The sequence below is a fragment of the Microbacterium sp. JC 701 genome, assembly GCF_021026215.1.
GTDB classification, from domain to species: Bacteria; Actinomycetota; Actinomycetes; order Actinomycetales; family Microbacteriaceae; genus Microbacterium; species Microbacterium algihabitans.
This window is the reverse complement of record NZ_JAJNCV010000001.1, coordinates 1,472,439-1,497,123: the sequence shown is the minus strand read 5'-3', so window position 1 is coordinate 1,497,123 and position 24,685 is coordinate 1,472,439. Positions and strand designations below refer to the sequence as shown.

Below are 24,685 nucleotides of genomic sequence, written 5' to 3'. Positions count from 1 at the left end.
AGGCTTCGACAAGCTCAGCCACCTCCCCACCTGCCCGCAGTAACCCAGGTCCCTGAGCCTGTCGAAGGGCCGGAGGCTTCGACAAGCTCAGCCACCTCACCAACCCGCGGTAACCGAGGTCCCTGAGCCCGTCGAAGGGACCGGAGGCTTCGACAAGCTCAGCCACCTCCCCACCTGCCCGCAGTAACCCAGGTCCCTGAGCCCGTCGAAGGGACCGGAGGCTTCGACAAACTCAGCCACCTCCCCACCTGCCCGCAGTAACCCAGGTCCCTGAGCCTGTCGAAGGGCCGGAGGATTCCACAAGCTCAGCCACCTCACCAACCCGAGCAGTAACCCAGGTCCCTGAGCCTGTCGAAGGGCAGCCACCTCCCGACCCGCGCGCGGGTCAGTCGAGCTGCTCCAGCAACCAGCGCGCGCCGTGGACGACCGCGCCGAGCTCCTCGACGCGCGTCGCGAGCTCTCGGTCGCTCGTCACGACGACGACCGGTCGGTGCAAAGCCACCAGCTCGCGAACAACGGCCACGATCTCGTCGTCGCCCTCGCCCGGCGCGTGCCGCACATCAATCGGGGGTGCGACAGGCTCCGCCGACCGGGCCTGGCCCTCGAGCACGGCCGTGACCGACGGAAACCAGCGCGTCGCGGAAAGCCCGAGTGCCTCGGCATCCACTCCCCGCTCGGCGAGTCGCGAGACCTTGGTGACGATGCGGGTGGCGGCGCCGGCGCGGTCTTTCCACCAGCCGTCGGGTACCGCGCCCATCACGTTCGCGACGTCGACGACGATCGCAGGTCGCGAGGCGAGGGCCGCGCGCAGAGCCGGCCACGAGTCCGCGAAGCCCGGATGCAACGGCAGATCGTCGACCTGATCGACCGGAACCCACTCGAGCGCGACGCTCTCGGGGTCGCTGATCACCGGTTCGAACGGCGTCGTGACGTCGGCGACCAGCGTGGAATACGACCAGATGCCGAGGTCGAGCACGCTCTCGAAGCGCGGGCTCACGGCATCTGCCGGAACTCCCGCCTCTTCACCCGACTCGCGCAGCGCCCCGTCACGGGCGGACTCGCCCTCGTGACGGGCACCGCCGGGCAGCGCCCAGGTGTCGCCGAAGTGACTCCACGACACGCGGTGCTGCAGCAGCACGCCGCGGACGGGATCGAGGGCCATCAGACCCGCAGCGCCGAAGCGGCCCCAGTACTTCTCGCCGGTGGCCGCGACGACCCACGCATCGCCGGGGTCACGGGGCCCGTGCGGACGCCGCGGTTCGCCCGGGGCGGGAGGCTGGATCGTCATCCCCTCCAGCCTGGCACACCCGCCGCGCCGCAGCTCCGCCGCGCGTCACATCGCGCCTCGAACGCCGCCGCCGCGACACTGGAGGCGTGGACTACGACCTCGACGACGACCCCGAACGCATCGACCGCGACGCGGTGTGGACGTGGCTGAGCACCGAGGCCTACTGGGGCCGCTGGCGCACGCGGGCCGACGTCGAGGCGCAGCTCGACAGCGCATGGCGCGTGGTCGCCGCCTACCACCGCGAGAGCGGTCGGCTCGTGGGCTTCGCACGCGCGATCTCCGACGGAGTGGGCTTCGCCTACCTCGCCGACGTCTTCGTGGTCGCGGAACACCGCGGACACGGCCTCGGCAAGGCGATCGTCTCGCGCATGATCGACGAGGGTCCTGGCCCGCACTTCCGCTGGACGCTGTTCACGAGCGACGCCCACGGCCTCTATCGTCAGTTCGGTTTCGCCGAGCCCGACCGAACCGCGCTGGTGCGCCCCGCGGCTCCGGCCTGAGCCTGCCGGGGCCCCGGTGCGGCCGCACAGGACGCGCGAGACTGCATCTCGCTGACGAACCCGCGACAACCTGCGACGGTTTCGTCAGCGAGATGCAGTCTCGGCGACCCCCGGCCACCGAACCCCGCACCCGCGACAGCCCGGCCACCAAAGGCCGCACCCTCGACACCCCGGGCGCCGCGACCCCGCGACAGCCCGCCGCCACGGCATCCGCCCCCTCCCCAATGACGAACGCCCCGACTCCACGCGGGAGACGGGGCGTTCGCTCGACGGGCTCAGGCGTCGAAACGCGCGCCCTGCGGGTCGGACGGCATGAGCTCGAACACCAGCAGGATGATCCCGCCGACGAACGGAACGAAGGCGATGAGCATCCACAACGCGCTGCGGTTGCTGTCGTGCAGGCGGCGCGCGATCAGGGCGAGGTGCGGCACGATCGTCGCGAGGCCCCAGAGGAACAGCACGATCAGGAACACGAGGCCGAGGCCGCTCGGCGGCACCGGGTTGCCCGCGGCGTCGACGCCGCCGCCACCGCCCGTGATCAGCGCGAGCATGCTGAGCACGAACGAGATCACGGCGTTGGCGAGGATCCACCACCAGAACTCGCTGCGGCTGGCCCGCCCGGTGAAGGTGGCGTACTTCTTGAAGAAGCGCTGGACGGCGGCTCCGATCGGCGCGCCGTAGTACGGCTGGCTGAGCGGAACGGCGGAAGAAGCAGTGGTCATGTGTGTCCCCCTGACACGATGGCGAGTGCAATGCACGCCGATGAGGGCACCGGCGCGAGTGAACCCTATCGACTCGGTCGGTCGCGCGAGGGCACCTTGCGCCGGTCAGCGGTCGAAACGTGCTCCCCCGGGGCGCGATGCCTGCACCGTGAAGACGAGCAGGATCACCGGTCCGATCAGCGGGATCAGCCCGATGAAGATCCAGAATCCGCTGCGATCCGTGTCATGCAGGCGCCGCACGAGCACCGCCAGCGTCGGCACGATCGTCGCGAGGGCCCACACCAGCCAGATCAACCCGAGGATCACTCCGAGCGGACCGGTGACGGTCATCAAGCCGTCGGCTTCGACGCGGATGCCGTCGGTCAGCGTGGGCAGCGCGTTCAGCACCGTGCCCACGACGGCGGCGGTCAGCACCCACCACCAGTACTCGCTGCGGCTCGCGCGACCGCGGAAGGTCGCGTACTTCGCGAAGACGCGGCGGATCGCGGCGCCCAACGGAGCGCCGTAGTACGGCTGGTCGAGCGGCGGCGCGACGGTGGTCATGTGGTCTCCCGGCAAGAAGAGGGCGGATGCCACGGCGGCGCCGTCGCGAGAGCACTGTATCGACCACCCGGTCGGGTGCGGGCCCGCTTGCGCCGGTGCGGCGCGCTGGCTCCACGGCCCGGCGCGCGCCGGCTCCACGGCCCGGTGCGCACCCGAGACTGCATCTCGCTGACGAACCGGTGTCAGGCTGCGCCCGGCTTGTCAGCGAGATGCAGTCTCGCGAGAAGTCCCGGCCCGCAGACCCGCCCGCACGCGGGGTCACGACGGCGGGACCCGCATCCCTCCGCACGCGAAAGCGCCCCGCCCCACGACGGGGACGGGGCGCTCGCGACGCGTGACTCAGCGCTGGCGCTTCTCGCGGATGCGCATGTTGAGCACGATCGGGGTGCCCTCGAAGCCGTAGATCTCGCGCAGGCGCCGCTGGATGAACCGGCGGTAGCCCGGGTCGAGGAACCCGGTCGTGAACAGCACGAATGTCGGCGGACGCGTGGCCGCCTGCGTACCGAACAGGATGCGCGGCTGCTTGCCTCCGCGCAGCGGGTGCGGGTGCTCGGCGACGAGCTCCGACAGGAAGGCGTTGAACTTTCCGGTCGGAATGCGGGTGTCCCACGACTCGAGTGCCTGCTCGAGGGCGGGCACGAGCTTGTCGAGGTGGCGACCCGTGCGGGCCGAGATGTTCACGCGCGGGGCCCACGCGACGTGCGCGAGGTCTTGCTCGATCTCACGCTCGAGGTAACGGCGACGGTCCTGGTTCTCCATGTCGTCGTCGCTTAGGCGATCCCACTTGTTGAACGCCAGCACGAGCGCGCGACCCGACTCGAGCACGAGGTCGATGATGTTGAGGTCCTGCACGCTGATCGGCTGCGACACGTCGAGCACGACGACGGCGACCTCCGACTTCTCCAGCGCGGTCGAGGTGCGCAGCGACGCGTAGAAGTCGGCGCCCTGCGACAGGTGCACGCGGCGACGGATACCGGCGGTGTCGACGAGCGTCCAGAGCTTGCCCCCGAGCTCCACGACCTCGTCGACCGGGTCGCGGGTGGTGCCCGCGAGCTCGTTGACGACGACGCGCTCTTCACCGGCGGCCTTGTTCAGCAGCGACGACTTGCCGACGTTCGGGCGTCCGAGGATCGCGACGCGGCGGGGGCCGCCGATCTCGTACTTGGCGACGGCCGAGACCTCGGGCAGCACCTTCATGATCTCGTCGAGCAGGTCGGCGACACCGCGACCGTGAATCGCCGAGACGGGGTGCGGCTCGCCGAGTCCGAGGTTCCACAGGGCCGTGGCCTCGGGCTCCTGGCGCGCGTCGTCGACCTTGTTGGCGATGAGGAACACCGGCTTGCCGCTCTTGCGCAGCAGCTTCACGACGTGCTCGTCGGTCGAGGTCGCCCCCACCGTGGCATCCACCACGAACAGCACGATGTCGGCGAGGTCGATCGCCACCTCGGCCTGTGCGGCCACCGAGCGGTCGATGCCCTTCGCGTCGGGCTCCCACCCGCCGGTGTCGACCAGCGAGAAGCGGCGGTCGAGCCACTCGGCCTTGTAGGTCACGCGGTCGCGGGTGACACCGGGGGTGTCCTCGACGACGGCCTCGCGCCGGCCCAGGATGCGGTTCACCAGCGCCGACTTGCCGACGTTCGGGCGACCGACGATCGCAACCACCGGCAGCGCCGGCAGGAACTCGATCTCTCCGTCACCCGAGGCCAGGCCCGCGAGCAGCTCGGCGTCGTCCTCATCGAGGTCGAAGTCGGCCAGGCCCGCGCGCAGCGCTTCGGCCCGCTGTTCGGCGAGCACCTCGTCGAGGTTCTCCATCTTTTCGGCGAGCTGGTCGGGCCCGCCTTCGTACTCGTCTTCAACGCCCATCGCGGGCTCCCATCGTGGAGTCGACGACGTTCAACACGGCGTCGACGGTCTGTTCGAAATCGAGGTGGGTCGAATCGACGACCTCGACGCCGGGGGCGGCGGTGAGGAAGTCGACGACCGTGGAATCGGCGGCGTCGCGCTTGTGCAGCGCAGCGGCCACCTTGGCGGCGTCCTGGTCGGTGAGCTCGGCGCTGCGGCGCGCGGCGCGCACCTCGGGGGCGGCCGTCAGCAGAATGCGCACGGGGGCGTCGGGAAAGACCACCGTGGTGATGTCGCGGCCCTCGACGACGACACCCCGAAGAGCGGCGGATGCGACGAGCCGGCGGAACAGCTGGTTCACGGCCTGACGCACGGCGCCCACGCGCGCGACCCCGCTGACGGCGTCGGTCACGCGCGGTTCGCGGATCGCGGTCGTCACGTCGACGCCGCCGACGCGCACCCAGCGGTCGGTGGTGTCGAGCGAGATCGCGTAGTCGAAGTCGCCGAACACCTCGAGCACCGCGGTGGCGTCGGAGGTGTCGACCCCGTGCTCGAGGGCGTGCCAGGCGAGGGCGCGGTAGGCGGCGCCGGTGTCGAGGAATCCGTAGCCGAGGCGGGCCGCCGTCGCCTTCGAGACGCTCGACTTACCGCTGCCGGCGGGACCGTCGATCGCGACGATGACGGGGGCGGATGCCGACCCCTCGGCGGGCGCCGCGAAGCCCGGCGCGGCGAGGCCGGGGCGGAAGAGGGCGGGGGTCGGATCAGTCATGGGTGGTGCTCGCAATCCGCCATCCGCGCTGCTCGAGCCCGTCGACGGCTCGGCGGACGGCGTCGGGGACGACGCTGATCTCGGCCAGACCGAAGGGAGCCCCCGGTGAGTGCTCGAGACGCAGGTCTTCGACGTTCACGTCGAGATCGCCGAGTTCGCCGAACAGGCGTCCCAGCTGGCCGGAAGTGTCGTCGATCATGACGACGAAAGTATCGAAGCGGCGGTTCTGGCCGTGCTTGCCGGGCAGGCGCTCGACGCCCTCGTTGCCGCGGCGGATGGTGTCGGCCACCGCGCGACGGGCGCCGGGGGCGTCGGGGTCGCGCAGCGCTGCGGCCACCTCGGTGAGGTCGGACGCGAGCTCGTCGAGCACGGCGACCACGGGGGCCGCGTTCGCTCCGAGGATCTGCACCCAGAGTTCGGGGGCGGATGCCGCGATGCGCGTGGTGTCGCGCACGCCCTGGCCCGCGAGACGGAGCGATCCGTCGGGGGCCGTGACGAAGCGACCGGCGAGAAGGCTCGCCACCAGCTGCGGCACGTGCGACATGAGCGCGACGGACTCGTCGTGCTCTTCGGGCGTCATCTCGAGGAGCGTCGCCCCGAGGTCGAGGGCGAGGCCTTCGACGAGCGCGAGGTCGTAGGCCGAGGTCTCGCAGTCGCGGCAGACGACCCACGGGCGGCCGACGAAGATGTCGGCGCGGGCCGAGATGGCTCCCCCGCGCTCGCGCCCGGCCATGGGGTGCGAGCCGATGTAGTGCGTGAGATCGACCCCTCGTTCGCGAAGGGTGCGCAGCGGTTCGAGCTTCACGCTCGCGACGTCGGTGACCACGGCATCCGGATGCGATTCGAGTTCGCGCTGCACGACGTCGGCCGTCACGTCGGGCGGCACGGCCACCACGATCAGCGAGGGCTCGTCGTCGGGGCGCTCGGCGCGACCGGCGCCGTAGTCGATCGCGAGGCGCAGCTGCGAGGGAGACGCGTCGACGAGCACGACGTCGACACCGCGGGCGGTCAGCGCGTGGCCGATGCTGGCACCGAGCAGACCCGAGCCGACGATGCGGACGGTGCCGCTCGTGCGGGTCGCCAAAGGCCCGGCCGCGCGCGCGGACGTTCCGTTCGGTTCGCTCATCGGGTCTCCTGCTGCCCTGGGCGACGCCTCACGCGCCGCGGGCGCCCGCGAGACTCACTCGGCCGGATCGGCCGGAGCGCTGTCGGACGTACGCGACAGCGTGAGAAGGGCACCGCGTTCTACTGTAGTCAATTCGCGCGCCTTCCCCACCGGGAGAGTTCCCAGGTGCAGCGGCCCGAACTGCCGACGCACGAGCTCGATCACCGGGTGACCGACCTCGGCGAGCATGCGCCGCACGATGCGGTTCTTGCCCGAGTGCAGGGTCAGCTCGACCAGGCTCTCGCCCCGCGAGGCGTCGAGCAGGCGCGCCTTGTCGGCCGCGATGCGTCCGTCTTCGAGATCGACGCCCCGGATCAGGCGCTGGATGGTCTGCGGGAGCACCTGCCCCTCGACCTTGGCGATGTACACCTTCGTGACCCCGAACGAGGGGTGCGCGAGGACGTGCGCGAGGTCGCCGTCGTTGGTCAGCACGAGCAGGCCGCTCGTGTCGGCATCCAGTCGCCCGACGTTGTAGAGCCGCTCGTCCCACTCCTGCGTGAACTGACGCAGGTCGGGGCGGCCGCGGTCGTCGTTCATCGAGCTGACCACCCCGGTGGGCTTGTTGAGGATGACGTAGCGCTTCGACTCGTCGAGCTGAATGGCCGTGCCGTCGACGTCGACCAGGTCGGTCTCGGGGTGGATGCGGCGACCGAGCTCGGTGACGACGAGGCCGTTCACGCGCACACGGCCCTCGACGATCATCTGCTCGGCGACGCGGCGCGAGGCCACTCCGCGGTTGGCCAGCACCTTCTGCAGGCGGATGCCGTCATCGCTCGCGGAACCCGCGCCCTCGGTCGCCGTGCCGTCGGTCGGCGCGCCCTCGCTCAGTGCGTCTGAAGCGTCGCTCATTTCAGTACCTCTCCGTCGAATCCGTCTGAGCCGTCGTCGAGCAACGGCGAGATGTGCGGCAGCTCGTCGAGCGAGTTGATGCCGAGGTTGACCAGCAGCTGGTCGGTGGTTCCGTAGTGGATCGCGCCCGTGTCGGGGTCGGTGAACACCTCGGTGATCAAGCCGCGGGCAAGCAGGGTGCGGACGACCGAGTCGACGTTGACCGCGCGGATCGACGCCACCTGCCCCCGGGTCACGGGCTGCTTGTAGGCGATCACGGCGAGCGTTTCGAGCGCTGCCTGCGACAGCCGCGAGGGCGCCTGGGTGTTGACGAACTCCCCCACCACGTCGTCGTACTCCTCGCGCACGTAGAGGCGCCACCCGCCGCCGACTTCGCGCAGCTCGAAACCGCGGACCGGTCCGCCGGTCCGACCGTCGTAGTCGGCCACGAGCGCCTCGACGGCCTGTCGAACGGCCGGCACGGGCGCACCGACGGCGGCGGAGAGGCTCACGAGGCTCTGCGGTTCGTCGAGGATCAGCAGGATCGCCTCGAGGCGACGGGCGACGGATGCCGTGTCGCTCGGGCGCTGTGCGGGGATCGGGGCCTGCGCGGGGGCGGTGTCGATCACGGTGTCATCGGTCATAGTCGGCTCCCAGGGCGGCGAGGTTCTCTTCCGACCACCTCTCGGCGGTCCAACGGAGTGTCAGTTCGCCGAGCGGTTCGAGCTGCTCGAACGACAGGGCGGCGTGGCGGTACAGCTCGAGGATCGCGAGGAACCGCGCGACGACGACCCCCGTCTCGGTGACGCCGGCGACGAGGTCGCGGAAGTTCAGCGTGCCCGCCGAGCGCAGCAGCGTCACCACGATCGCGGCCTGTTCGCGGATGCTGATCAGGGGCGCGTGCAGGTGGTCGAGGCCCACCGTCGGGATCTCCTTCGGGGCGAAGGCGACCACCGCGAGCGCGGCGAAATCGTCGGCGCTGAGCGTCCACTTCAGCTCCGGCACCGCACTGCGGTACTTCTCGTCGAGCCGCACGTTGCGCGTGTGCCGCTTGTCTTCGCGCTGCAGGCAGCGCGCGAACCACGCCGAGACCTCCTTGAAGGCCCGGTACTGCAGCAGACGCGCGAAGAGCAGGTCGCGCGCTTCGAGCAGCGCCACCGACTCGGCATCCACCAACTCGCCCTGCGGCAGCAGACCCGCGATCTTCATGTCGAGCAGGGTCGCGGCCACCACCAGGAACTCCGACGCCTCGTCGAGGTCGCCGTCGGGTCCCATGGCGCGCAGGTACGAGATGAACTCGTCGGTCACGCGGCTGAGCGACACCTCGGTCACGTCGAGCTCGGCGCGCGAGATGAGGGTCAGCAGCAGGTCGAACGGCCCGTCGAAATCGGGCAGCGAGACGCGGAACCCGGCGGGGGCGTCGTCCGCGAGGCGGCTGAGCTCGTCGGAGCCACCGGTCGCCGGGGGATCGCTTGCGAGGGGGCTGAGCTTGTCGGAGCCACCGGGCGCGAGGGGGCCGGACCCTTCGACAAGCTCAGGGGCCTCCGTTGCGAGGTGGCTGAGCTTGTCGGAGCCACCGGGCGCGCGGGGGCCGGACCCTTCGACAAGCTCAGGGACCTCCGTTGCGAGGTGGCTGAGCCTGTCGAAGCCACCGGGCGCGAGGGGGCCGGACCCTTCGACAGGCTCAGGGACCTCCGTTGCGAGGGGGCTGAGCCTGTCGGAGCCACCGGGCGCGCGGGTCCCGGGCCCTTCGACAAGCTCAGGGACCTCCGTTGCGAGGGGGCTGAGGCTGTCGAAGCCACCGGTCTGCGGGGTACCCGGCCCTTCGACAGGCTCAGGGGCCTCCGTTGCGAGAGGGCTGAGCTCGTCGAAGCCACCGGGCGCGCGGATACCGGGCCCTTCGACACGCTCAGGGGCCTCCGTTGCGAGGTGGCTGAGCTCGTCGGAGCCACCGGGCGCGAGGGTCCCGGGCCCTTCGACACGCTCAGGGACCTCCGTTGCGAGGGGGCTGAGCCTGTCGAAGCCACCGGAGGGGGCGGCGGTGTCGTCAGGCGACGGCGCCACGGGCGACCAGCTCCCGCGCCAACCGCAGGTAGGCCTGGGCGGCGGCGTGCTCGGGCGCGAACTCCGTGATCGGCATGCCCGAGACCGAGGCATCCGGGAACTTCACCGTACGACCGATGACCGTCTCGAGAACGTCGTCGCCGAACGCCTCGACCACGCGCTCCAGCACCTCGCGCGAGTGCAGCGTGCGGGGGTCGTACATCGTCGCGAGCACGCCGTCGAGCTCGATCGCGGGGTTGAGGCGGTCGCGCACCTTGTCGATCGTCTCGACGAGCAGCGCGACACCGCGCAGGGCGAAGAACTCGCACTCGAGCGGGATCAGCACGCCGTGCGCCGCCGTGAGGGCGTTGACGGTGAGCAGACCGAGCGAGGGCTGGCAGTCGATGAGGATCACGTCGTAGTCGGACGCGACCTTGCGCAGCACGCGGGCGAGGATCGTCTCGCGGGCGACCTCGTTGACGAGGTGCACCTCGGCCGCCGACAGGTCGATGTTCGCGGGGAGGATGTCGAGGCCTTCGACCCGGGTCTCGACGATCACCTCGCGCGGATCGCGCTTCGTGTCGAGCAGCAGGTCGTAGATCGTCTCCACGTCGTGCGTCTGAATGCCGAGGCCCGCCGACAGCGCGCCCTGCGGGTCGAAGTCGATGGCCAGCACTCGGCGGCCGTAACCTGCGAGCGAGGCCGCGAGGTTGATCGTGGTCGTCGTCTTGCCGACGCCGCCCTTCTGGTTGCAGAGGGCGATGATGCGGGCGGGGCCGTGACTGTCGAGCGGCTTCGGGGTGGGGAACCCCTGGTAGGGGCGACCGGTGGGTCCGAGGATGACCTCGTCTGCGCCCGTCTTCTTGCCCTTTGTGCTCGCCGACACCGAGTCTCCCGCCTTCGTCATAACGTTCCCGAGTCTAGCCGCCGCCCGTCGCCGCGCCCGTGTGACCCGCGGGCGCCGCCGAGGTCGCGCACCCCGGTGGCTTCGACAGGCTCAGCCACCTCCCGACCGAGGTCGCCGAGCCTCGCGACGAGGTCCCTGAGCCTGTCGAAGGGACCGGCCCCCGCCGCACACCGCTCTCCCGGTGGCTTCGACAGGCTCAGCCCCCTCCGCCACCCAGGTCCCTGAGCCTGTCGAAGGGCCGGACCCCGCGCCCGCCCGGTGGCTTCGACAGGCTCAGCCCCCTCCCGACAGCGCAGCGCTAGGCCGCGCGCACGACCGACCGCGCGCGTCGCGTCTGCACGAACAGCGCCAGAGCGAGCGTCAGCGCAGCCCACGCGGCGGCGACCTTCGTCAGCACGCCGTAGATGAGATGCGTGGTGGTGTACTCCTCGTCGAACCCGCCGTTCAGACCGAGTGCGACGACGGATGCCACGACCAGCGCGACCGGGAGCGAGAGCCACCAGGCCCAGCGGGCGGCATCCGGAAGCACCCTCCGCAGGGGCTCGGGCGCGTGCCGCGACAGCCACACGAGCGCGAAGATCCCCAGCACGGCCAGCCCGAAGACCCCCGACCCGTACTGCAGCCACTTCGTCACCGAGAAGGGACCCCAGCGGTCGGCGAGGGCGGGGACGAGCTGTTCGCCCGTCCGCCCTTCGTGCGTGAACAGGTCCCACGCGATGTGCGAGGCGACTCCCAGCGCGAGCGAGAGCGCGAGCCACACGATGCCGACGACTCCCCCGCCGACGCTCTCGCGCAGGGCCGCGCGGGCGCCGGCATCCCACTGCGCCGGCAACCGCTCCGCCACCGGTCGCGGCAGCAGCTCGCGCGTCGCCGGACGAAGCACGCACCGCCACACCAGCAGCAGCACGAAGGCGACGACGACCGTGAGCGGCAGCCAGGCGAAGTCGTGCGTCAGGCCGTAGTCGGGCCACATCCCTCGCACGAACAGCGGCAGGTCGGGGGTCATCGCCCCGATCGCGATCGCCGCCGGAACCAGCCGTGTGCGCAGGAACGGAAGCGCGACGACGGCGTGGCTCGGCGTGAACGGCATGTCAGCTGAGGAAGAGTCCCGCGAGCGTCTTCTTGCCGCGGCGCAGCACCGACACCCCGCCGGGGAGGGTCCCCTGCACGACCGTGTCGTCGCCCGCGACCTTCTCGCCGTCGAGCGAGACGCCGCCCTGCGCGATCGCGCGGCGCGCGTCGCTCAGGCTCGACGAGAGGCCGGTGGCGGTGAGCGCCTCGGCGACCGGCGTGCCGGCCGCGACGGTCGCGTGCGGCAGCTCGCTCAGGGCGCTGCGGAGCACGTCGGCGTCGAGCGCGGTCAGATCGCCCTGGCCGAACAGCGCCTCGGTCGCGGCGATCACGCTTTCCGTGATCTCCGCCCCGTGCACTGTCGTCAGCACCTCGCGGGCGAGACGCTTCTGCGCCGCGCGGCGGAAGGGCTCCGCGTCGACGAGCGCCGCGTACTCCTCGATCTCGGCGCGCGTGAGGAAGGTGAACACTTTCAGGCGCTCGATGACGTCGCGATCGTCGGTGTTGAGCCAGAACTGGTACATCGTCCACGGGCTGCACATCTCGGCATCCAGCCAGATGGCATTGCCCTCGCTCTTGCCGAACTTCGTGCCGTCGCTGTTGGTGATCAGCGGCGTGCCGATCGCGTGCACCGAGACGCCCTCGACCTTGCGCACCAGATCGGTGCCGCTGGTGAGGTTGCCCCACTGGTCGCTGCCGCCGGTCTGCAGCACGCAGCCGTACGAGCGGTGCAGCTCGAGGTAGTCCAGGCCCTGCAGGATCTGGTAGCTGAACTCGGTGTAGCTGATGCCGGCCTCGGAGTTGAGGCGCGCGCTGACCGCGTCCTTCTTCAGCATGGTGCCGACGCGGAAGTGCTTGCCGATCTCGCGCAGGAAGTCGATCGCGCTGAGCGGTGCCGTCCAGTCGAGGTTGTTGACGATGCGCGCGGCGTTCTCGCCCTCGAAGCTCAAGAAGCGCTCGACCTGCGCGCGCAGGATCGCGACCCACTCGGCGACCGTCTCGCGCGTGTTGAGCGTGCGCTCGGCCGTGGGCCGCGGGTCGCCGACGAGGCCGGTGGAACCGCCGACGAGACCGAGCGGGCGGTGTCCGGCCAGCTGCAGGCGGCGCATCAGCAGCAACTGCACGAGGTTGCCGAGGTGCAGGCTCGGGGCGGTCGGGTCGAACCCGCAGTAATAGACGATCGGGTCCCCCGACAGCAGTTCGCGCAGTTCGGCCTGGTCGGTCGAGACGTGGACCAGGCCGCGCCACAGCAGCTCGTCCCAGACGTTGTCGAACGTCGGGTCGTTGGCGGGTGCGAGGGCGCTCAGCGGCGCCGCATCGGTGGAGGTGGACACCGGTTCAGGGTATCAGCGGGGCGGGACGGCTCCGGATGCCGCGACCCGGGCGGTCAGGCGGGCCGGGCCCCGTCTGCGGTGGGTACGCCGGCGGGCGGGTCGGTCGGCAGCAGGAGCAGGCGGGTCTGGGTCCGGGCCATCGCGAGCACCAGGGCCGTTAGGCCCGCGAACACCACCGCGCCGATGACGAGGACCCACCCGATGGCGGTCCGCACGGTCTCGCCGCCGGCGACGGCGAGCACCACGATCCCCGCGACAAGCACGAAGACGGCGAGAGCGGCGATCGCGAACGCGACGATTCGCAGCGTCAGCAGCGCCTGCGCCGCGTGGAAGGTCGGTCGCACGCCGAAGCGCGAGGTGACGTAGTCGGCCCATCGTGTGCCGGTCCACCACCTGCCGGCCTGGCAGCTGATCGCGTACCACCCGGCGCCGGGCCCGTCCGCCTCGCCGGGCAGCGGTCGCACGACCGCGGGCGCCTCGGGGGTGCCGGTCGGAGCGGGGATGCGCCGCACGAGGGTCGTCTGAATCGCCATCGCGAACCACAGTCCCGACAGCACGAGCCACAGCACGGGCATGATCGACACCCCGCCGAACGCGATGCCCGAAACCGTCTGCATCGCGGCGAGGGCGAGGAAGATCGTCCCCGCCACCCAGGGGAGCGTCGGCTGCTCGATGGTGGCCCAGTCGATCCCCGGCCGTCCGTCGCGCACACGCGAGCCCGTCCAGACGCGCCCGTCCCACCAGCGCAGCTCTCCCGCTCGGGTCGGGTACCACCCGGGCTGCGCAACGGCCTGCTCCTGCGGGGCCGCGGCGGTCTGCGCGGTCGCGACCTGGGCCGCCACGGGATGGGCGTCCGCAGGCTGGGCCGCCGTCGATGGCGGCGCCGCGGGCTGAGCACCCGACGCCGGGACCGGCGCCTCGTGCGCGGTCCACTGCGCTCCGTCCCACCAGCGGACCCGCCCTGGCATGCCCGCGTCGTACCAGCCCGGTCGTGCGTTGCTCATCTCGACTCCCCCGTGTCTCTGTCGACCGTACTCGGCGCCCGCGAGGCCCCGTGCGGGGCTCGTCAGCCGGCGCGCACGCCCCACCACACGAGGAACGCCGCAGCCAGCGCCGTGACCCAGCTGACGAGGCTCCCGATGAGGAAGTACTCGGCGCGGTCGCCGTCGTCTCGATCGCGCGAGATCTCGGGGAAGCGCACGATGCCCTTCGCCGCGAGCACCGCGGCCAGCAGCGTGTAGGCGCCGGTGAGGGTGAGCACGAACACGAGGATGCGCTCGAGGGGGCCGATCAGGCGACCGCCCTTGAGCCCCGGCGCGGGGGCGACGGGGGCCGCCGCGTCGACGCCGACGGGGGCGGTTCCGGATGCCACGGGGCGCGGGTTCAGCTCGACCCGGCCGCCCATCTCGGAGCGCAGGGCGATCCGCACCACGGCGTTGCCCGATTCGAGCAGGAACACCAGGCACCCGATTACCAGCACGACGACGTCGATCGACACGGCGTTGCCGGGGCTGTACGTCGCCCAGGCCGCTCCGAGCAGGCCCGGTCGCGCGCGCCCGGGGGCGATCACGACGCACGCCGCGGCGGCGAGCGCGAGCAACGCGACGGGCCAGAGTCCCGCGCGCGCGGGTCCGTCTTCGGGCACGACCCAGGTCCAGATCGCGGCGACCGCCACCGCGAGCAGACCGGCGATGACCGCGTCGAGCGCCGCCGAGACGAGCACGAGCGCCACGGCCGCCGCGGCGAAGGCGATCCATCGTCGCGAGCGGACCATCTGCCGCAGCAGATCGACCGCGCCGACCGCGACCAGCAGCAGGCCCGCGGCGATCACGCCGACCTCCGCGCGGTCAGCGCGAGGAAGCCCTCGACCAGCGCGGTCGACCCGGCGGCGGCGAGCGCCTGCGACACGGCCGACTGGCTGACGTCTTCGGCGGAGGCGAGCTCGCGCTGCGATCTGCCGAGGCACCGGCCGTAGGTGAGCCGGCGGGTGCGCTCGCTCATGGTCGAGACCTGCTGGTCGCGGCTCAGGGCGTAGGCCGCGGCCAGCGCGATGGTCTCGGACATGGTCGCATCCTCCCCTTCGGCCCCCACGATCCACGTGCGCGCGTGCGGCGCGGCGCGTTGCTGCAGGCGTTCGACGTGTTCGATCGCCTCGCGCGCCGCCCACCAGGCAGGACCCTCGGGAACCATGCGCTCTGCGAGGGCGATGGGACGCACCTCTCCGACGCCGATGCCGAAGCGGCAGTCGATCTCATCGGGGAGGGCGAGGCGCACGAGCAGCAGCGAGGCGAGCGCGTCGGACAGGGTCGGGTACTCCCCCTGCAGCTCGTCGCCGACGACTGCCGTCAGGGGGCTCGACGCCACCGGCAGATCGTGCTGGACTCTGTCGACCGTCTCGGCGATCGTGCGCTGCGCCCCCGCGCGGTCGCGCAGGCGGCGCGAGGCGACGATGTCGGCGATGACGGTGACGGTCATAAGATAAGTCTCTCACTTATTCTTCGCAAACGATAAGCAAAAGACTGATATTCAGTCGATGATCGGTCGCGCGGCCGCCTGGGCCCGCGACACGAGCTCTTCGCGCTGCTCGCCCACGCGCGCGGGGGCGGTGCCGCCGACCCCGGTCCGGCTCGAGACGGAGCCCTCGATGGTGAGAACCTCGCGCACCTGCGGCGTGAGCTGCGGCGACACCGAGGCGAGCAGGGCGTCGTCGGCGTCTTCGAGGCCGATGCCGTGCTGCTCGCACGCCCGCACGAGTGCGCCCGAGATCTCGTGCGCGTCGCGGAAGGCCACGCCCTGGCGCACGAGCCACTCGGCCACGTCGGTCGCGAGCGAGAAGCCCTGGGGCGCGAGCTCGGCCATGCGGTCGGTGTGGAAGACGAGGGTCGCGATCATGCCCGAGAACGCCGGCAGCACGAGCTCGAGCGTGCGGACCGAATCGAACACCGGCTCTTTGTCCTCTTGCAGATCGCGGTTGTACGCGAGGGGCAGGCCCTTCAGCGTCGCCAGCAGACCCGACAGGTTGCCGATCAGGCGGCCGGCCTTGCCGCGCGCGAGCTCGGCGATGTCGGGGTTCTTCTTCTGCGGCATGATGCTCGACCCGGTCGAGTACGAGTCGTCGAGGGTGACGAAGCCGAACTCGCGCGTGTTCCAGAGGATGACGTCTTCGGCCAGGCGCGACAGGTCGACGCCGATCATCGCGGTGATGAACGCGAACTCGGCCACGACGTCGCGCGAGGCGGTGCCGTCGAGCGAGTTCTCGGCCGGACGGGCGAGACCCAGGCGGTCGGCCACGAGCTGCGGGTCGAGCCCGAGCGTCGCTCCGGCGAGCGCCCCGCCGCCGTACGGCGACACCGACGCGCGCACCGACCAGTCGCGCAGGCGCTCGATGCCGCGCACGAAGGCCCAACCGTAGGCCTGCAGGTGGTGCGCGAGCAGCACGGGCTGCGCGTGCTGCAGGTGCGTGCGCCCCGGCATGATGGCGCTCTCGTGCGCTTCGGCCTGAGCGACCAGGGCGTCGATCAGACGCAGCAGTTCGCGGGTGAGGGTGCGCGAGTGATCGAGCAGGTACAACCGCACGAGGGTGGCGATCTGGTCGTTGCGGCTGCGACCGGCACGGAGCTTGCCGCCCACCGCCGCACCCACGGTCTCGATGAGCACGCGCTCGAGGGCGCCGTGCACGTCTTCGTCGCCGGGGGCGGCCACCAGCGAGCCGTCCATCACGCGAGCGGCGAGGGAGTCGAGACCGTCGTGCATCGCCGCGGCCTCATCGGCCGTGAGGTAACCGGCGGCTTCGAGGGCGGCGGCGTGGGCGTGCGAACCCTGGATGTCGTAGAGCGCGAGGTCCCAGTCGAAGTGGGTGGAGCGGCTCAGCGCCGCCAGCTCGGGAGACGGCCCGCCCGAGAAACGGGCGCCCCACAGGGCACCCTCGTTCGTCGACTGACCGGTCTCGCTGCTCATCCCCCCAGCCTACCGAGGGCCACCGACACCGCCGGAGACGTCGGCCCCCTCGGACGCCGCGGACGACGGTCGGCCCGGGGTCGTGGCATCCGCCCCCACCACGACGCGCACGAGGGCGTCGATGAACATCTCGAGCGGCCCGCGGCCCACCAGCAGCGCCCACGCGGTGCACCCGATGATGAGACCGATCGTCAGGGGGAAGAACAGACCCGACTCGCGCACCCCGACGATCTCGGACGTGTCGCCGAACAGCTCGAGCGACACCAATGCCCACACCAGCAGCTGCACGACGTAGGCGGTCAGCGGCATCGAGCCCACGGCGCGCAGCGGCACGGCCACCCACCGCAGCGGGGTGCGGCACAGCAGCAGGCAGATCCCGATCGTGGCGAGGGCGAACCCGCCTGAGCCGATGACCTCCCACAGCCCCGACGAGTGATCTCCCGCCGTCAGCACGGTCCGCGCGTAGCGATCGGTCACGACCGGCGCGGTCAGCAGCGCCCCGCCATAGCCGACGATGATGAGCGAGCCGCCCGCGAGCACGAGCGAGGCCTGCTCCGACAGCTGACGCAGGTCGAGCCGGCCCACACCCATCCCCGCGAGCACGAACGCGATCCACACCGGGAACGGATAGTGCCAGCCCACGGCAGCCGACAGGTCGTCTCCCGCCGGCCCCGACCAGATCGGCGCCGCATCCAGCACCGGCTGGATCCACGGCATGACCAGGGCGATGCCCGCCGCGACGAGGAACAGCGATCGCGCGCGCAGCCCGAGGAAGGGCAGCGCCAGCACGAACAGCAACGCGTACGCGGGGAGGATGACGTAGACCGGCACGCCGGTGAACACCAGCATCATGCCGATGACCCACAGCACCGCTCCGCGCAGCGCCAAGCGGGCGGCGGCGCGCGGGCGTCGCTCGGGAGTCAGCGGACGCCGACCGCCGGTCACGAGCGAGACCGACACGCCCGCGAGCACCGCGAACAGGATCGACGAGCGTCCGTTGACGAGGGTGATCCACGTCGAGGGGTCGGAGGTGAGCACCCGGTCGGTGTCGAGCAGGTGCGCGGCCAGCATGCCCAGCACGGCAAGCGCGCGCGCCAGGTCCACGCCGACCAGCCGCCCCGGCCCGTCGAAGCGCGTCCAGGAGCGGCGGAGGTGCGCGGTCAGCCCTGGCGCAGAAGCCACACCAGCAACGCCTTCTGGGCGTGGAGACGGTTCTCGGCCTCGTCCCACACCACGCTCTGCGGACCGTCGATCACTTCGGCGTCGACCTCGTACCCGCGGTCGGCGGGAAGGCAGTGGATGAAGATCGCGTCGTCGTCGGCGCGAGTCATGAGCTCGGTCGTGACCTTGAACCCGCCCAGGTCGCGGATGCGCGCGATCTTCTCCTCTTCTTTGCCCATCGACACCCAGGTGTCGGTGACGACGACGTCGGCTCCGGATGCCGCTGCCTCGGGGTCGCTGACGAGGGTGATCGATCCGCCGGTCTCGGCGGCGATCCGCTCGGCGTCGGCGATCACGTCGGCGCGCGGGGCGTAATCGTCGGGGGCGGCGACGCGCACGTGCATGCCCGCGGTGACCCCGGCGAGCACGTACGAGTGCGCCATGTTGCTGCGGCCGTCGCCGAAGAACGACAGGGTCAGACCCTTCAGTTCACCCTTGTGCTCGCGGATCGTGAGCAGGTCGGCCAGCAGCTGGCACGGGTGGAAGTCGTCGCTCAGGGCGTTGATGACGGGCACGCGCGTCCCGCGCGCCATCTCTTCGAGACCCGCCTGGGCGTAGGTGCGCCACACGATCGCGGCGACCTGGCGCTCGAGCACGCGCGCGGTGTCGGAGGGGGTCTCCTTGCCGCCGAGCTGGCTGTTGGCGGTCGAGATGATCAGCGGCGAGCCGCCGAGGTCTGCGATGCCGACCGCGAACGAGACGCGCGTGCGCGTCGACGACTTGTCGAAGATCACGGCGACCGTCTGGGGACCCTCGAGCGGCTTCTGCGCCCAGCGGTCCTTCTTGAGCTCGATCGCGAGGTCGAGGATCTCGGCCTGTTCGGCCGGGCTCAGGTCGTCGTCGCGAAGAAGGTGACGGGTCACGCGGATGCTCCAATGATCAGTGCGTCGGACACGGTGGCGAGAGAGGCGCCGAACAGCTCGAGGAACTCGGCCACCTCGGCATCCCCGATCGTCAGCGGCGGCGCGATGCGGATGGTGTCGTCGTTGGCGGCGTTGACGATCAGGCCGTGCTGCTGCGCCGCGGCCACGACGGCCTTGGCGACGGGGCTCGACAGTGCGATGCCGAGCAGCAGCCCGCGCCCGCGTACGCCCGCCACGAGGGGCGAGCCGAGGGCGGCGATCCCCTCGCGCAGCTGCGTCTCGCGCCGCGCGGCGTTCTCGACGAGGCCGGCCGACTCGATCTCCTGCAGCACCGCGCCGCCGACGGCCGTGCCCAGGGCGTTTCCGCCGAAGGTCGAGCCGTGGGTGCCGGGGAAGAAGAGGTCGCTCGCCGCGCCGAAGGTGATGAGCGCACCGATGGGGAAGCCGCCGCCGATGCCCTTGGCCACCGTGATGGCATCCGGAACGATCCCGGCGTGCTGGAAACCGAACCACGCGCCGGTGCGACCCGCGCCGGTCTGGATCTCGTCGATGATCAGCAGCGCCCCGTGGCGGGCCGTGAGCTCGCGGGCCGCCTGGAGGTACCCCTCGGGCAGCTCGACGACGCCCGCCTCGCCCTGGATGGGCTCCACGAGGAAGGCGGCGACGCGCTCGTCCATCGCGGCTTCGAGGGCCTCGATCGTGGCATCGATGTGCTCGACGCCCGGGACCATCGGCAGGAAGTCGGCCTGCAGCGCCGGCTTGCCGGTGAGGGCCAGGGCCCCCATCGTGCGACCGTGGAAGCCGCCCTTGAGGGTCAGGATGCGGGTGCGGTCGGTGCCGCGACCGTGCAGGCGCGCGAGCTTGAGCGCGGCCTCGTTGGCCTCGGCGCCCGAGTTGCCGAAGTAGACACGGCCCGACTCGCCCGTTCCGGCGAGACGCTTCAGGCGCGCCGCCATCGCCAGCTGCGGGGGCGTGGCGAAGTAGTTCGACACGTGCGAGAGGGTCGACGCCTGCGCGGTGATCGCCTCGACGAACACCGGGTGGGCGTGCCCGAGCGCGTTGACCGCGATCCCGGCGAGGAAGTCGAGGTACTTCGTGCCGTCGCCGTCCCAGATGTAGGCGCCCTCACCGCGGACGAACAGAGCCATGCGGTCGCCGAAGCTACGGACGAGGTCGCGTCCGGCATCTTCCTGCCAGGGGGCGCGGGTCGCCGCGGGTTCCTGAGTCGTGTCCGCGTTCACGCGACCACCTCCGTTCCGATTCCTTTGTTGGTGAAGAGTTCGACGAGCACCGAGTGCGGCACGCGACCGTCGATGATGGCCGCGGTCGGCACTCCCCCGTCGACGGCGTCGAGGCACGCCTGCATCTTCGGGATCATGCCCGACTCCAGCGTCGGCAGCATCGTGCGCAGCTCGCTCGAGGTCAGGTGCGACACGAGCGAGTCCCGGTTCGGCCAGTCGGCGTACAGGCCCGGCACGTCGGTCAGGACGACGAGCTTCTTGGCGTTGAGCGCCGTCGCGAGGGCCGCCGCCGCGGCATCCGCGTTGACGTTCAACGACGTCCCGGGGTTGTCGAGGTCGGGCGCGATGCTCGACACGATCGGCACGCGCCCCGCGGCCAGGTGATCGAGCACCGGCTGCGGGTCGACCGTGACGACGTCGCCGACGCGGCCCAGGTCGTGCTCGACGCCGTCGACGACGACACCGCGACGCCGACCGCCGAACAGGCCCGCGTCTTCGCCGCTGAGCCCGGTCGCCAGCGGACCGTGCGCGTTGACCTTGGCCACGAGCTGCGGGTTGATCTGCCCGGTGAGCACCATGCGCACGACGCCGATCGCCTCGGTCGAGGTCACCCGGTAGCCCCCGCGGAACTCACTCGGGATGTCGAGGCGGTTCAGCATCGACGAGATCTGGGGTCCGCCGCCGTGCACGACCACGGGCTTCACGCCCACGTACCGCAAGTAGGCGATGTCGGCGGCGAAGGCGTCCTGCAGCTCGTCGCTGACCATCGCGTTGCCGCCGTACTTCACCACCACGACCTGGTCGCGGTACTTGCGCACCCACGGCAGCGACTCGACGAGCGTGACCGCCCGCTCGCTGGCTTCGGCGGGATCGGTGTCTTGCAGATCGACGTGAGTCATGAGGAGTAGGCGCTGTTCTCGTGGACGTACTCGTGCGTGAGGTCGTTGGTGCGGATCGTTGCGGTGGCGTCGCCGACCTTGAGGTCGATGACGAGGTCGGTGGCCCGCGGGGTGAGGTCGACGTCCTCGCGCGGACGGTCCGGACCACCGGCCGTACACACGCGCACGCCGTTCATCCAGACGTCGACGTCGTAGGGGTCGAAGGCGGCCTGCGTCGTGCCGATGGCGGCGAGCACGCGCCCCCAGTTGGCGTCGTTGCCGAAGATCGCGGCCTTGAAGAGGTTGTTGCGCGCGACCGAGCGACCCACCTCGACGGCATCGTCTTCGGTCGCGGCGTTGGCGACGCGGATCGTGATGTCGTGACTGGCGCCCTCGGCGTCGCCCTGCAGCTGCGCGGCGAGGTCGTCGCACACCGCGGCGAGCGCGTCGCCGAACTCCTCGGCATCCACGCGGATGCCGCTGGCGCCGCTGGCCATCAGGGTCACCTGGTCGTTGGTCGACATGCAGCCGTCGGAGTCGAGCCGGTCAAAGCTCACGCGCGTGGCGCGACGCAGAGCGGCATCCGCTCCAGCCGCATCGAGCACCACGTCGGTGGTGAGCACCACGAGCATCGTCGCCAGACCCGGAGCCAGCATGCCGGCGCCCTTCGCCATGCCGCCGATCGACCAGCCGTCGCCGACGTGCACCGCACGCTTCGGACGCGAGTCGGTCGTCATGATGGCCAGGGACGCGTCTTCGCCGCCATCGGACGACAGCGCGGCGACGCCCTGCTGCACCCCGTCGAGCACCTTCGCGCGGAAGACCTCGTCACCGGTGCCGATGAGACCCGTCGAACACACGACGACGTCTCCGGCGCCGACACCGAGGAGCTCGGCGGCGCGTTCGGCCGTCTGGTGGGTGGTCTGGAAGCCGAACGAGCCCGTGAAGCAGTTGGCTCCGCCCGAGTTGAGCACGACCGCCTCGATCACGCCGTCTTTCACCACCTGCTCCGACCACAGGATCGGGTTGGCCTTCGCGCGGTTCGAGGTGAACACGGCGGCGCCGACCTTGAGCGGTCCGCGGTTGACGACCAGGGCGACGTCGCGGGCACCGGTCGACTTCAAGCCGACGGCGACGCCGGCCGCCTCGAATCCAGCGGGGGCGGTCACACTCACGGGGCGACTCCGTTCAGGGGAAGGGCGGTGGTCTCGGCGAGGCCCAGCGCGATGTTCATGGACTGCAGAGCGGCGCCGGCGGTGCCCTTGACGAGATTGTCGACGGCAGCGACGACGGTGACCCGGTTCGCCGCGCGGTCGATCGCGAGACCCATCGAGGCGACGTTCGCGCCGAGCACGTCGGCCGTCCGCGGGAAGACGCCCTCGGGTAGCAGCTCGACGAAGGGCTCGTCGGCGTACGCCTTCTCCCACGCGCCGCGGATCTCGGCATCCGTCATTCCCTCCACGAGGGGGGCCGACGACGTCGCCAGAATCCCGCGCGCCATCGGAACCAGCACCGGAGTGAAGGAGATCCGGATGCCGTCGGCCGAGGCCCCCGCAGCGATCAGCGCCTGGCGGATCTCGGGAATGTGCCGGTGTGTACCGCCAACGGCATATGGGTTGGCCGAACCCAGGATCTCGCTCGCGAGGAGGTTGGTCTTGACGGATTTTCCGGCGCCGCTGGGACCGACCGCGAGCACCGAAACGATGTCGCGTCCGTCGATGACTCCGGCGGCGATGCCGGGGGCGAGCGACAGCGACACCGTCGAGGCGTTGCAGCCGGGAGCTGCGATGCGCTTCGCGGCGCGGAGATTCTCGCGCTGCTTGCCACCGGCGATCGGCAGTTCGGGCACTCCGTACGCCCACGGCTCGGGGTGGTCCCCGCCGTAGAACGCCGCCCAATCGACGGAGGAGACGAGACGGTGATCGGCTCCCGCATCGATCACGAGAGGCGTATCGGCCAGAGCGTCGGTGTACTGCGCGGACTGACCGTGCGGCAGCGCGAGGAAGACGATGTCATGACCGGCCAACACCTCGGGTGTCGTGGGCTGCAGTTCGAGTCCGGCGAGCGAGCGCAGGTGCGATTGGTGGGCGAGGAGGGGCTGACCGGCGTTCGCGTGAGCGGTGACGGTGCGGACCTCGACGTCGGGATGGTCGGCGAGGAGGCGGAGGATTTCGCCACCTGCATAGCCGGAAGCGCCGGAAACGGCGACCGAGAGGGTCATGTATCCACCTTACGAGTCGGACGGGTGCTGGAATCAGCAAGAACCGGGGCGGCGACGCCCGTATGCCCAACCGATGGCGGGTTACGAGGTCGCCGAGAATCGGCGCGCGACCCGACGTCGACGCTCGCCACCGGTGCTCACGGAGAGCTCCTCGGTGCGTGCGGTGATCGACGACATGTGGCGAGGGTATCCGCCGCGGCGAGCGCGGGGCAAATCGAGACTTCTAGGTCGCCCGCGTGATAGCAGCCGTGAATCTGCCTCGCAATGGTGTCGTGTCCCCCGTTTGGGGGACACGCGAACCGTACTATGTGAGACCTGCCCTCATCGCCGGGCACTTCCGACTGCCCCCCTTACCGGCGATGAGGGCAGATCTCTGCGCACCCGGAGGTGCACGCGTGCGATCCTACGTCGATCGACGAACAGTGCAGCGGGTGAGTGTGCCGCCTCGAACGGGTGAAGTCAACTACTTACAGCTCCTTCATTCGATTCCCTATTTTCATTCTCGTGGTGCTTAGGGGGGCCTAGGACACCAGGGGATTCTTGTGCTTCGCACGAACTTTCATAACGGTCACGTCCCGCGCACGATGCGGGTTCGTCGAACGATCATTCAGACGACGGCGGTCATCACGTTCAGCGCCTTGGCGGCGTTCGGGGCGCCGTTGAGCGCGTCCGCCGTGGGTGAGGCGGTCACCGCCGAGTCGACGACGACCACGACCACAACCGAGCCGACGACCGACGGGCACACCGACGGGTCCACGGACGGAAACACTGACGGGGCGACGGACGGACACACGGACGGGACGACGGACGGGTCGACCGACGGGCACACGGACGGCACCACCGACGGGCACACCGACGGATCGACGGACGGATGGACCGACGGGTCTACCGACGGACACACGGACGGGACGGCCGACGGACACACGGACGGGACGACCGACGGATCGACCGACGGACACACGGACGGCACGACCGACGGACACACCGACGGAACGACCGACACCAAGGACGCTGCGGACTCGTGGGACTCGAAGGACTCCTGGGATGCCACGGACTCCAAGGACATGACCGACTCGAAGGACTCGTGGGATGCCACGGACTCGAAGGACATGACCGACTCGAAGGACGCACACGACGCGACCGACTCCAAGGACATGACCGACTCGAAGGACTCGTGGGATGCCACGGACTCGAAGGACATGACCGACTCCAAGGACTCCTGGGACGCCACCGACTCCAAGGACATGACCGACTCGAAGGACTCGCACGACGCGACCGACTCCAAGGACATG

Annotated in this window: 25 protein-coding genes; 2 read left to right on the top strand and 23 right to left on the bottom strand. The window is 70.9% G+C overall.

Annotated elements, in window-relative coordinates; all coding sequences use genetic code 11:
- Positions 1 to 385 precede the first annotated feature (385 nt).
- Positions 386 to 1,288 (bottom strand): NUDIX hydrolase, encoded by a 903-nt coding sequence (locus tag LPW41_RS07075; RefSeq protein WP_230704426.1) that lies wholly within the window; start codon positions 1,286 to 1,288, stop codon positions 386 to 388.
- 86 nt (positions 1,289 to 1,374) lie between these two features.
- Here LPW41_RS07075 and LPW41_RS07070 point away from each other — a divergent pair, with 86 nt between their 5' ends.
- Positions 1,375 to 1,788 carry a GNAT family N-acetyltransferase gene (locus tag LPW41_RS07070; protein WP_230704425.1) on the top strand — a complete coding sequence of 138 codons (414 nt, stop codon included), beginning with the start codon at positions 1,375 to 1,377 and terminating at the stop codon, positions 1,786 to 1,788.
- Between the two features lie 275 nt (positions 1,789 to 2,063).
- Here the strand turns inward: LPW41_RS07070 and LPW41_RS07065 are convergent, their stop codons facing one another.
- The 22 genes from LPW41_RS07065 to LPW41_RS06960 form a co-directional block, all read right to left on the bottom strand.
- A complete protein-coding gene (locus LPW41_RS07065) occupies positions 2,064 to 2,510 on the bottom strand; it encodes a DUF805 domain-containing protein (RefSeq protein ID WP_230704424.1) in 447 nt (148 codons plus the stop codon).
- Between the two features lie 105 nt (positions 2,511 to 2,615).
- Complete coding sequence (locus tag LPW41_RS07060) at positions 2,616 to 3,053, bottom strand: DUF805 domain-containing protein (protein ID WP_230704423.1); 438 nt, start codon at positions 3,051 to 3,053, stop codon at positions 2,616 to 2,618.
- Between the two features lie 339 nt (positions 3,054 to 3,392).
- Entirely contained in the window at positions 3,393 to 4,916 is a 1,524-nt protein-coding gene (gene der, locus LPW41_RS07055; RefSeq protein WP_144828164.1) for a ribosome biogenesis GTPase Der, read from the bottom strand.
- Entirely contained in the window at positions 4,906 to 5,664 is a 759-nt protein-coding gene (gene cmk, locus LPW41_RS07050) for a (d)CMP kinase (RefSeq protein WP_230704422.1), read from the bottom strand. Before cmk ends, der begins: the two co-directional genes overlap by 11 nt.
- Entirely contained in the window at positions 5,657 to 6,790 is a 1,134-nt protein-coding gene (locus LPW41_RS07045; RefSeq protein ID WP_230704421.1) for a prephenate dehydrogenase, read from the bottom strand. The genes cmk and LPW41_RS07045 overlap by 8 nt, the downstream gene beginning before the upstream one ends.
- A gap of 54 nt (positions 6,791 to 6,844) precedes the next feature.
- The gene (locus LPW41_RS07040) at positions 6,845 to 7,678 is read right to left on the bottom strand and encodes a pseudouridine synthase (protein ID WP_230704420.1); all 834 of its coding nucleotides are present in this window, start codon (positions 7,676 to 7,678) and stop codon (positions 6,845 to 6,847) included.
- A complete protein-coding gene (gene scpB, locus LPW41_RS07035; protein ID WP_230704419.1) occupies positions 7,675 to 8,301 on the bottom strand; it encodes an SMC-Scp complex subunit ScpB in 627 nt (208 codons plus the stop codon). Before scpB ends, LPW41_RS07040 begins: the two co-directional genes overlap by 4 nt.
- Positions 8,291 to 9,052: a ScpA family protein gene (locus LPW41_RS07030; RefSeq protein WP_230704534.1), complete on the bottom strand. Its 762-nt coding sequence runs from the start codon at positions 9,050 to 9,052 to the stop codon at positions 8,291 to 8,293. Before LPW41_RS07030 ends, scpB begins: the two co-directional genes overlap by 11 nt.
- A gap of 652 nt (positions 9,053 to 9,704) precedes the next feature.
- On the bottom strand, positions 9,705 to 10,607 hold the full coding sequence (locus tag LPW41_RS07025) for a ParA family protein (protein ID WP_230704418.1): 903 nt from the start codon (positions 10,605 to 10,607) through the stop codon (positions 9,705 to 9,707).
- A gap of 298 nt (positions 10,608 to 10,905) precedes the next feature.
- Positions 10,906 to 11,697, bottom strand: a complete 792-nt coding sequence (locus LPW41_RS07020; RefSeq protein ID WP_154095893.1) for a DUF4184 family protein — start codon at positions 11,695 to 11,697, stop codon at positions 10,906 to 10,908.
- A 1-nt stretch (position 11,698) separates the two neighbouring features.
- Complete coding sequence (tyrS, locus tag LPW41_RS07015) at positions 11,699 to 13,012, bottom strand: tyrosine--tRNA ligase (protein ID WP_154095894.1); 1,314 nt, start codon at positions 13,010 to 13,012, stop codon at positions 11,699 to 11,701.
- Between the two features lie 53 nt (positions 13,013 to 13,065).
- Complete coding sequence (locus tag LPW41_RS07010) at positions 13,066 to 14,016, bottom strand: DUF2510 domain-containing protein (RefSeq protein ID WP_230704417.1); 951 nt, start codon at positions 14,014 to 14,016, stop codon at positions 13,066 to 13,068.
- A gap of 62 nt (positions 14,017 to 14,078) precedes the next feature.
- The gene (locus LPW41_RS07005; RefSeq protein ID WP_230704416.1) at positions 14,079 to 14,843 is read right to left on the bottom strand and encodes a hypothetical protein; all 765 of its coding nucleotides are present in this window, start codon (positions 14,841 to 14,843) and stop codon (positions 14,079 to 14,081) included.
- Positions 14,840 to 15,487: a SatD family protein gene (locus tag LPW41_RS07000; protein WP_144828185.1), complete on the bottom strand. Its 648-nt coding sequence runs from the start codon at positions 15,485 to 15,487 to the stop codon at positions 14,840 to 14,842. Before LPW41_RS07000 ends, LPW41_RS07005 begins: the two co-directional genes overlap by 4 nt.
- Before the next feature lie 51 nt (positions 15,488 to 15,538).
- Entirely contained in the window at positions 15,539 to 16,969 is a 1,431-nt protein-coding gene (gene argH, locus LPW41_RS06995; protein WP_144828188.1) for an argininosuccinate lyase, read from the bottom strand.
- A gap of 9 nt (positions 16,970 to 16,978) precedes the next feature.
- Positions 16,979 to 18,151, bottom strand: coding sequence for a heparan-alpha-glucosaminide N-acetyltransferase domain-containing protein (locus LPW41_RS06990; protein WP_144828191.1), 1,173 nt, complete (start codon positions 18,149 to 18,151; stop codon positions 16,979 to 16,981).
- The gene (gene argF, locus LPW41_RS06985) at positions 18,130 to 19,053 is read right to left on the bottom strand and encodes an ornithine carbamoyltransferase (protein WP_144828194.1); all 924 of its coding nucleotides are present in this window, start codon (positions 19,051 to 19,053) and stop codon (positions 18,130 to 18,132) included. Before argF ends, LPW41_RS06990 begins: the two co-directional genes overlap by 22 nt.
- A complete protein-coding gene (locus LPW41_RS06980; RefSeq protein ID WP_144828198.1) occupies positions 19,050 to 20,294 on the bottom strand; it encodes an acetylornithine transaminase in 1,245 nt (414 codons plus the stop codon). Before LPW41_RS06980 ends, argF begins: the two co-directional genes overlap by 4 nt.
- A complete protein-coding gene (gene argB, locus LPW41_RS06975) occupies positions 20,291 to 21,193 on the bottom strand; it encodes an acetylglutamate kinase (protein WP_144828202.1) in 903 nt (300 codons plus the stop codon). The genes LPW41_RS06980 and argB overlap by 4 nt, the downstream gene beginning before the upstream one ends.
- The gene (argJ, locus tag LPW41_RS06970; protein WP_144828205.1) at positions 21,190 to 22,347 is read right to left on the bottom strand and encodes a bifunctional glutamate N-acetyltransferase/amino-acid acetyltransferase ArgJ; all 1,158 of its coding nucleotides are present in this window, start codon (positions 22,345 to 22,347) and stop codon (positions 21,190 to 21,192) included. Before argJ ends, argB begins: the two co-directional genes overlap by 4 nt.
- Positions 22,344 to 23,393: an N-acetyl-gamma-glutamyl-phosphate reductase gene (gene argC, locus LPW41_RS06965; RefSeq protein ID WP_230704414.1), complete on the bottom strand. Its 1,050-nt coding sequence runs from the start codon at positions 23,391 to 23,393 to the stop codon at positions 22,344 to 22,346. The genes argJ and argC overlap by 4 nt, the downstream gene beginning before the upstream one ends.
- Before the next feature lie 607 nt (positions 23,394 to 24,000).
- Positions 24,001 to 24,150 (bottom strand): hypothetical protein, encoded by a 150-nt coding sequence (locus LPW41_RS06960; protein WP_230704413.1) that lies wholly within the window; start codon positions 24,148 to 24,150, stop codon positions 24,001 to 24,003.
- Positions 24,151 to 24,457: 307 nt separating this feature from the next.
- Between LPW41_RS06960 and LPW41_RS06955 the strand changes: the two genes are divergently transcribed.
- A partial coding sequence (locus LPW41_RS06955) for a hypothetical protein (RefSeq protein WP_230704412.1) occupies positions 24,458 to 24,685 on the top strand: 228 nt, incomplete at its 3' end.

Excerpts from the sequence above, each read along its gene's own strand:
- LPW41_RS07075 (WP_230704426.1), bottom strand. The coding sequence starts at position 1,288 with ATGACGATCCAGCCTCCCGCCCCGGGCGAACCGCGGCGTCCGCACGGG.
- LPW41_RS07065 (WP_230704424.1), bottom strand. The coding sequence starts at position 2,510 with ATGACCACTGCTTCTTCCGCCGTTCCGCTCAGCCAGCCGTACTACGGC.
- LPW41_RS07060 (WP_230704423.1), bottom strand. The coding sequence starts at position 3,053 with ATGACCACCGTCGCGCCGCCGCTCGACCAGCCGTACTACGGCGCTCCG.
- der (WP_144828164.1), bottom strand. The coding sequence starts at position 4,916 with ATGGGCGTTGAAGACGAGTACGAAGGCGGGCCCGACCAGCTCGCCGAA.
- cmk (WP_230704422.1), bottom strand. The coding sequence starts at position 5,664 with ATGACTGATCCGACCCCCGCCCTCTTCCGCCCCGGCCTCGCCGCGCCG.
- LPW41_RS07045 (WP_230704421.1), bottom strand. The coding sequence starts at position 6,790 with ATGAGCGAACCGAACGGAACGTCCGCGCGCGCGGCCGGGCCTTTGGCG.
- LPW41_RS07040 (WP_230704420.1), bottom strand. The coding sequence starts at position 7,678 with ATGAGCGACGCTTCAGACGCACTGAGCGAGGGCGCGCCGACCGACGGC.
- scpB (WP_230704419.1), bottom strand. The coding sequence starts at position 8,301 with ATGACCGATGACACCGTGATCGACACCGCCCCCGCGCAGGCCCCGATC.
- LPW41_RS07025 (WP_230704418.1), bottom strand. The coding sequence starts at position 10,607 with ATGACGAAGGCGGGAGACTCGGTGTCGGCGAGCACAAAGGGCAAGAAG.
- LPW41_RS07020 (WP_154095893.1), bottom strand. The coding sequence starts at position 11,697 with ATGCCGTTCACGCCGAGCCACGCCGTCGTCGCGCTTCCGTTCCTGCGC.
- LPW41_RS07010 (WP_230704417.1), bottom strand. The coding sequence starts at position 14,016 with ATGAGCAACGCACGACCGGGCTGGTACGACGCGGGCATGCCAGGGCGG.
- LPW41_RS07000 (WP_144828185.1), bottom strand. The coding sequence starts at position 15,487 with ATGACCGTCACCGTCATCGCCGACATCGTCGCCTCGCGCCGCCTGCGC.
- argH (WP_144828188.1), bottom strand. The coding sequence starts at position 16,969 with ATGAGCAGCGAGACCGGTCAGTCGACGAACGAGGGTGCCCTGTGGGGC.
- argB (WP_144828202.1), bottom strand. The coding sequence starts at position 21,193 with ATGACTCACGTCGATCTGCAAGACACCGATCCCGCCGAAGCCAGCGAG.
- argC (WP_230704414.1), bottom strand. The coding sequence starts at position 23,393 with ATGACCCTCTCGGTCGCCGTTTCCGGCGCTTCCGGCTATGCAGGTGGC.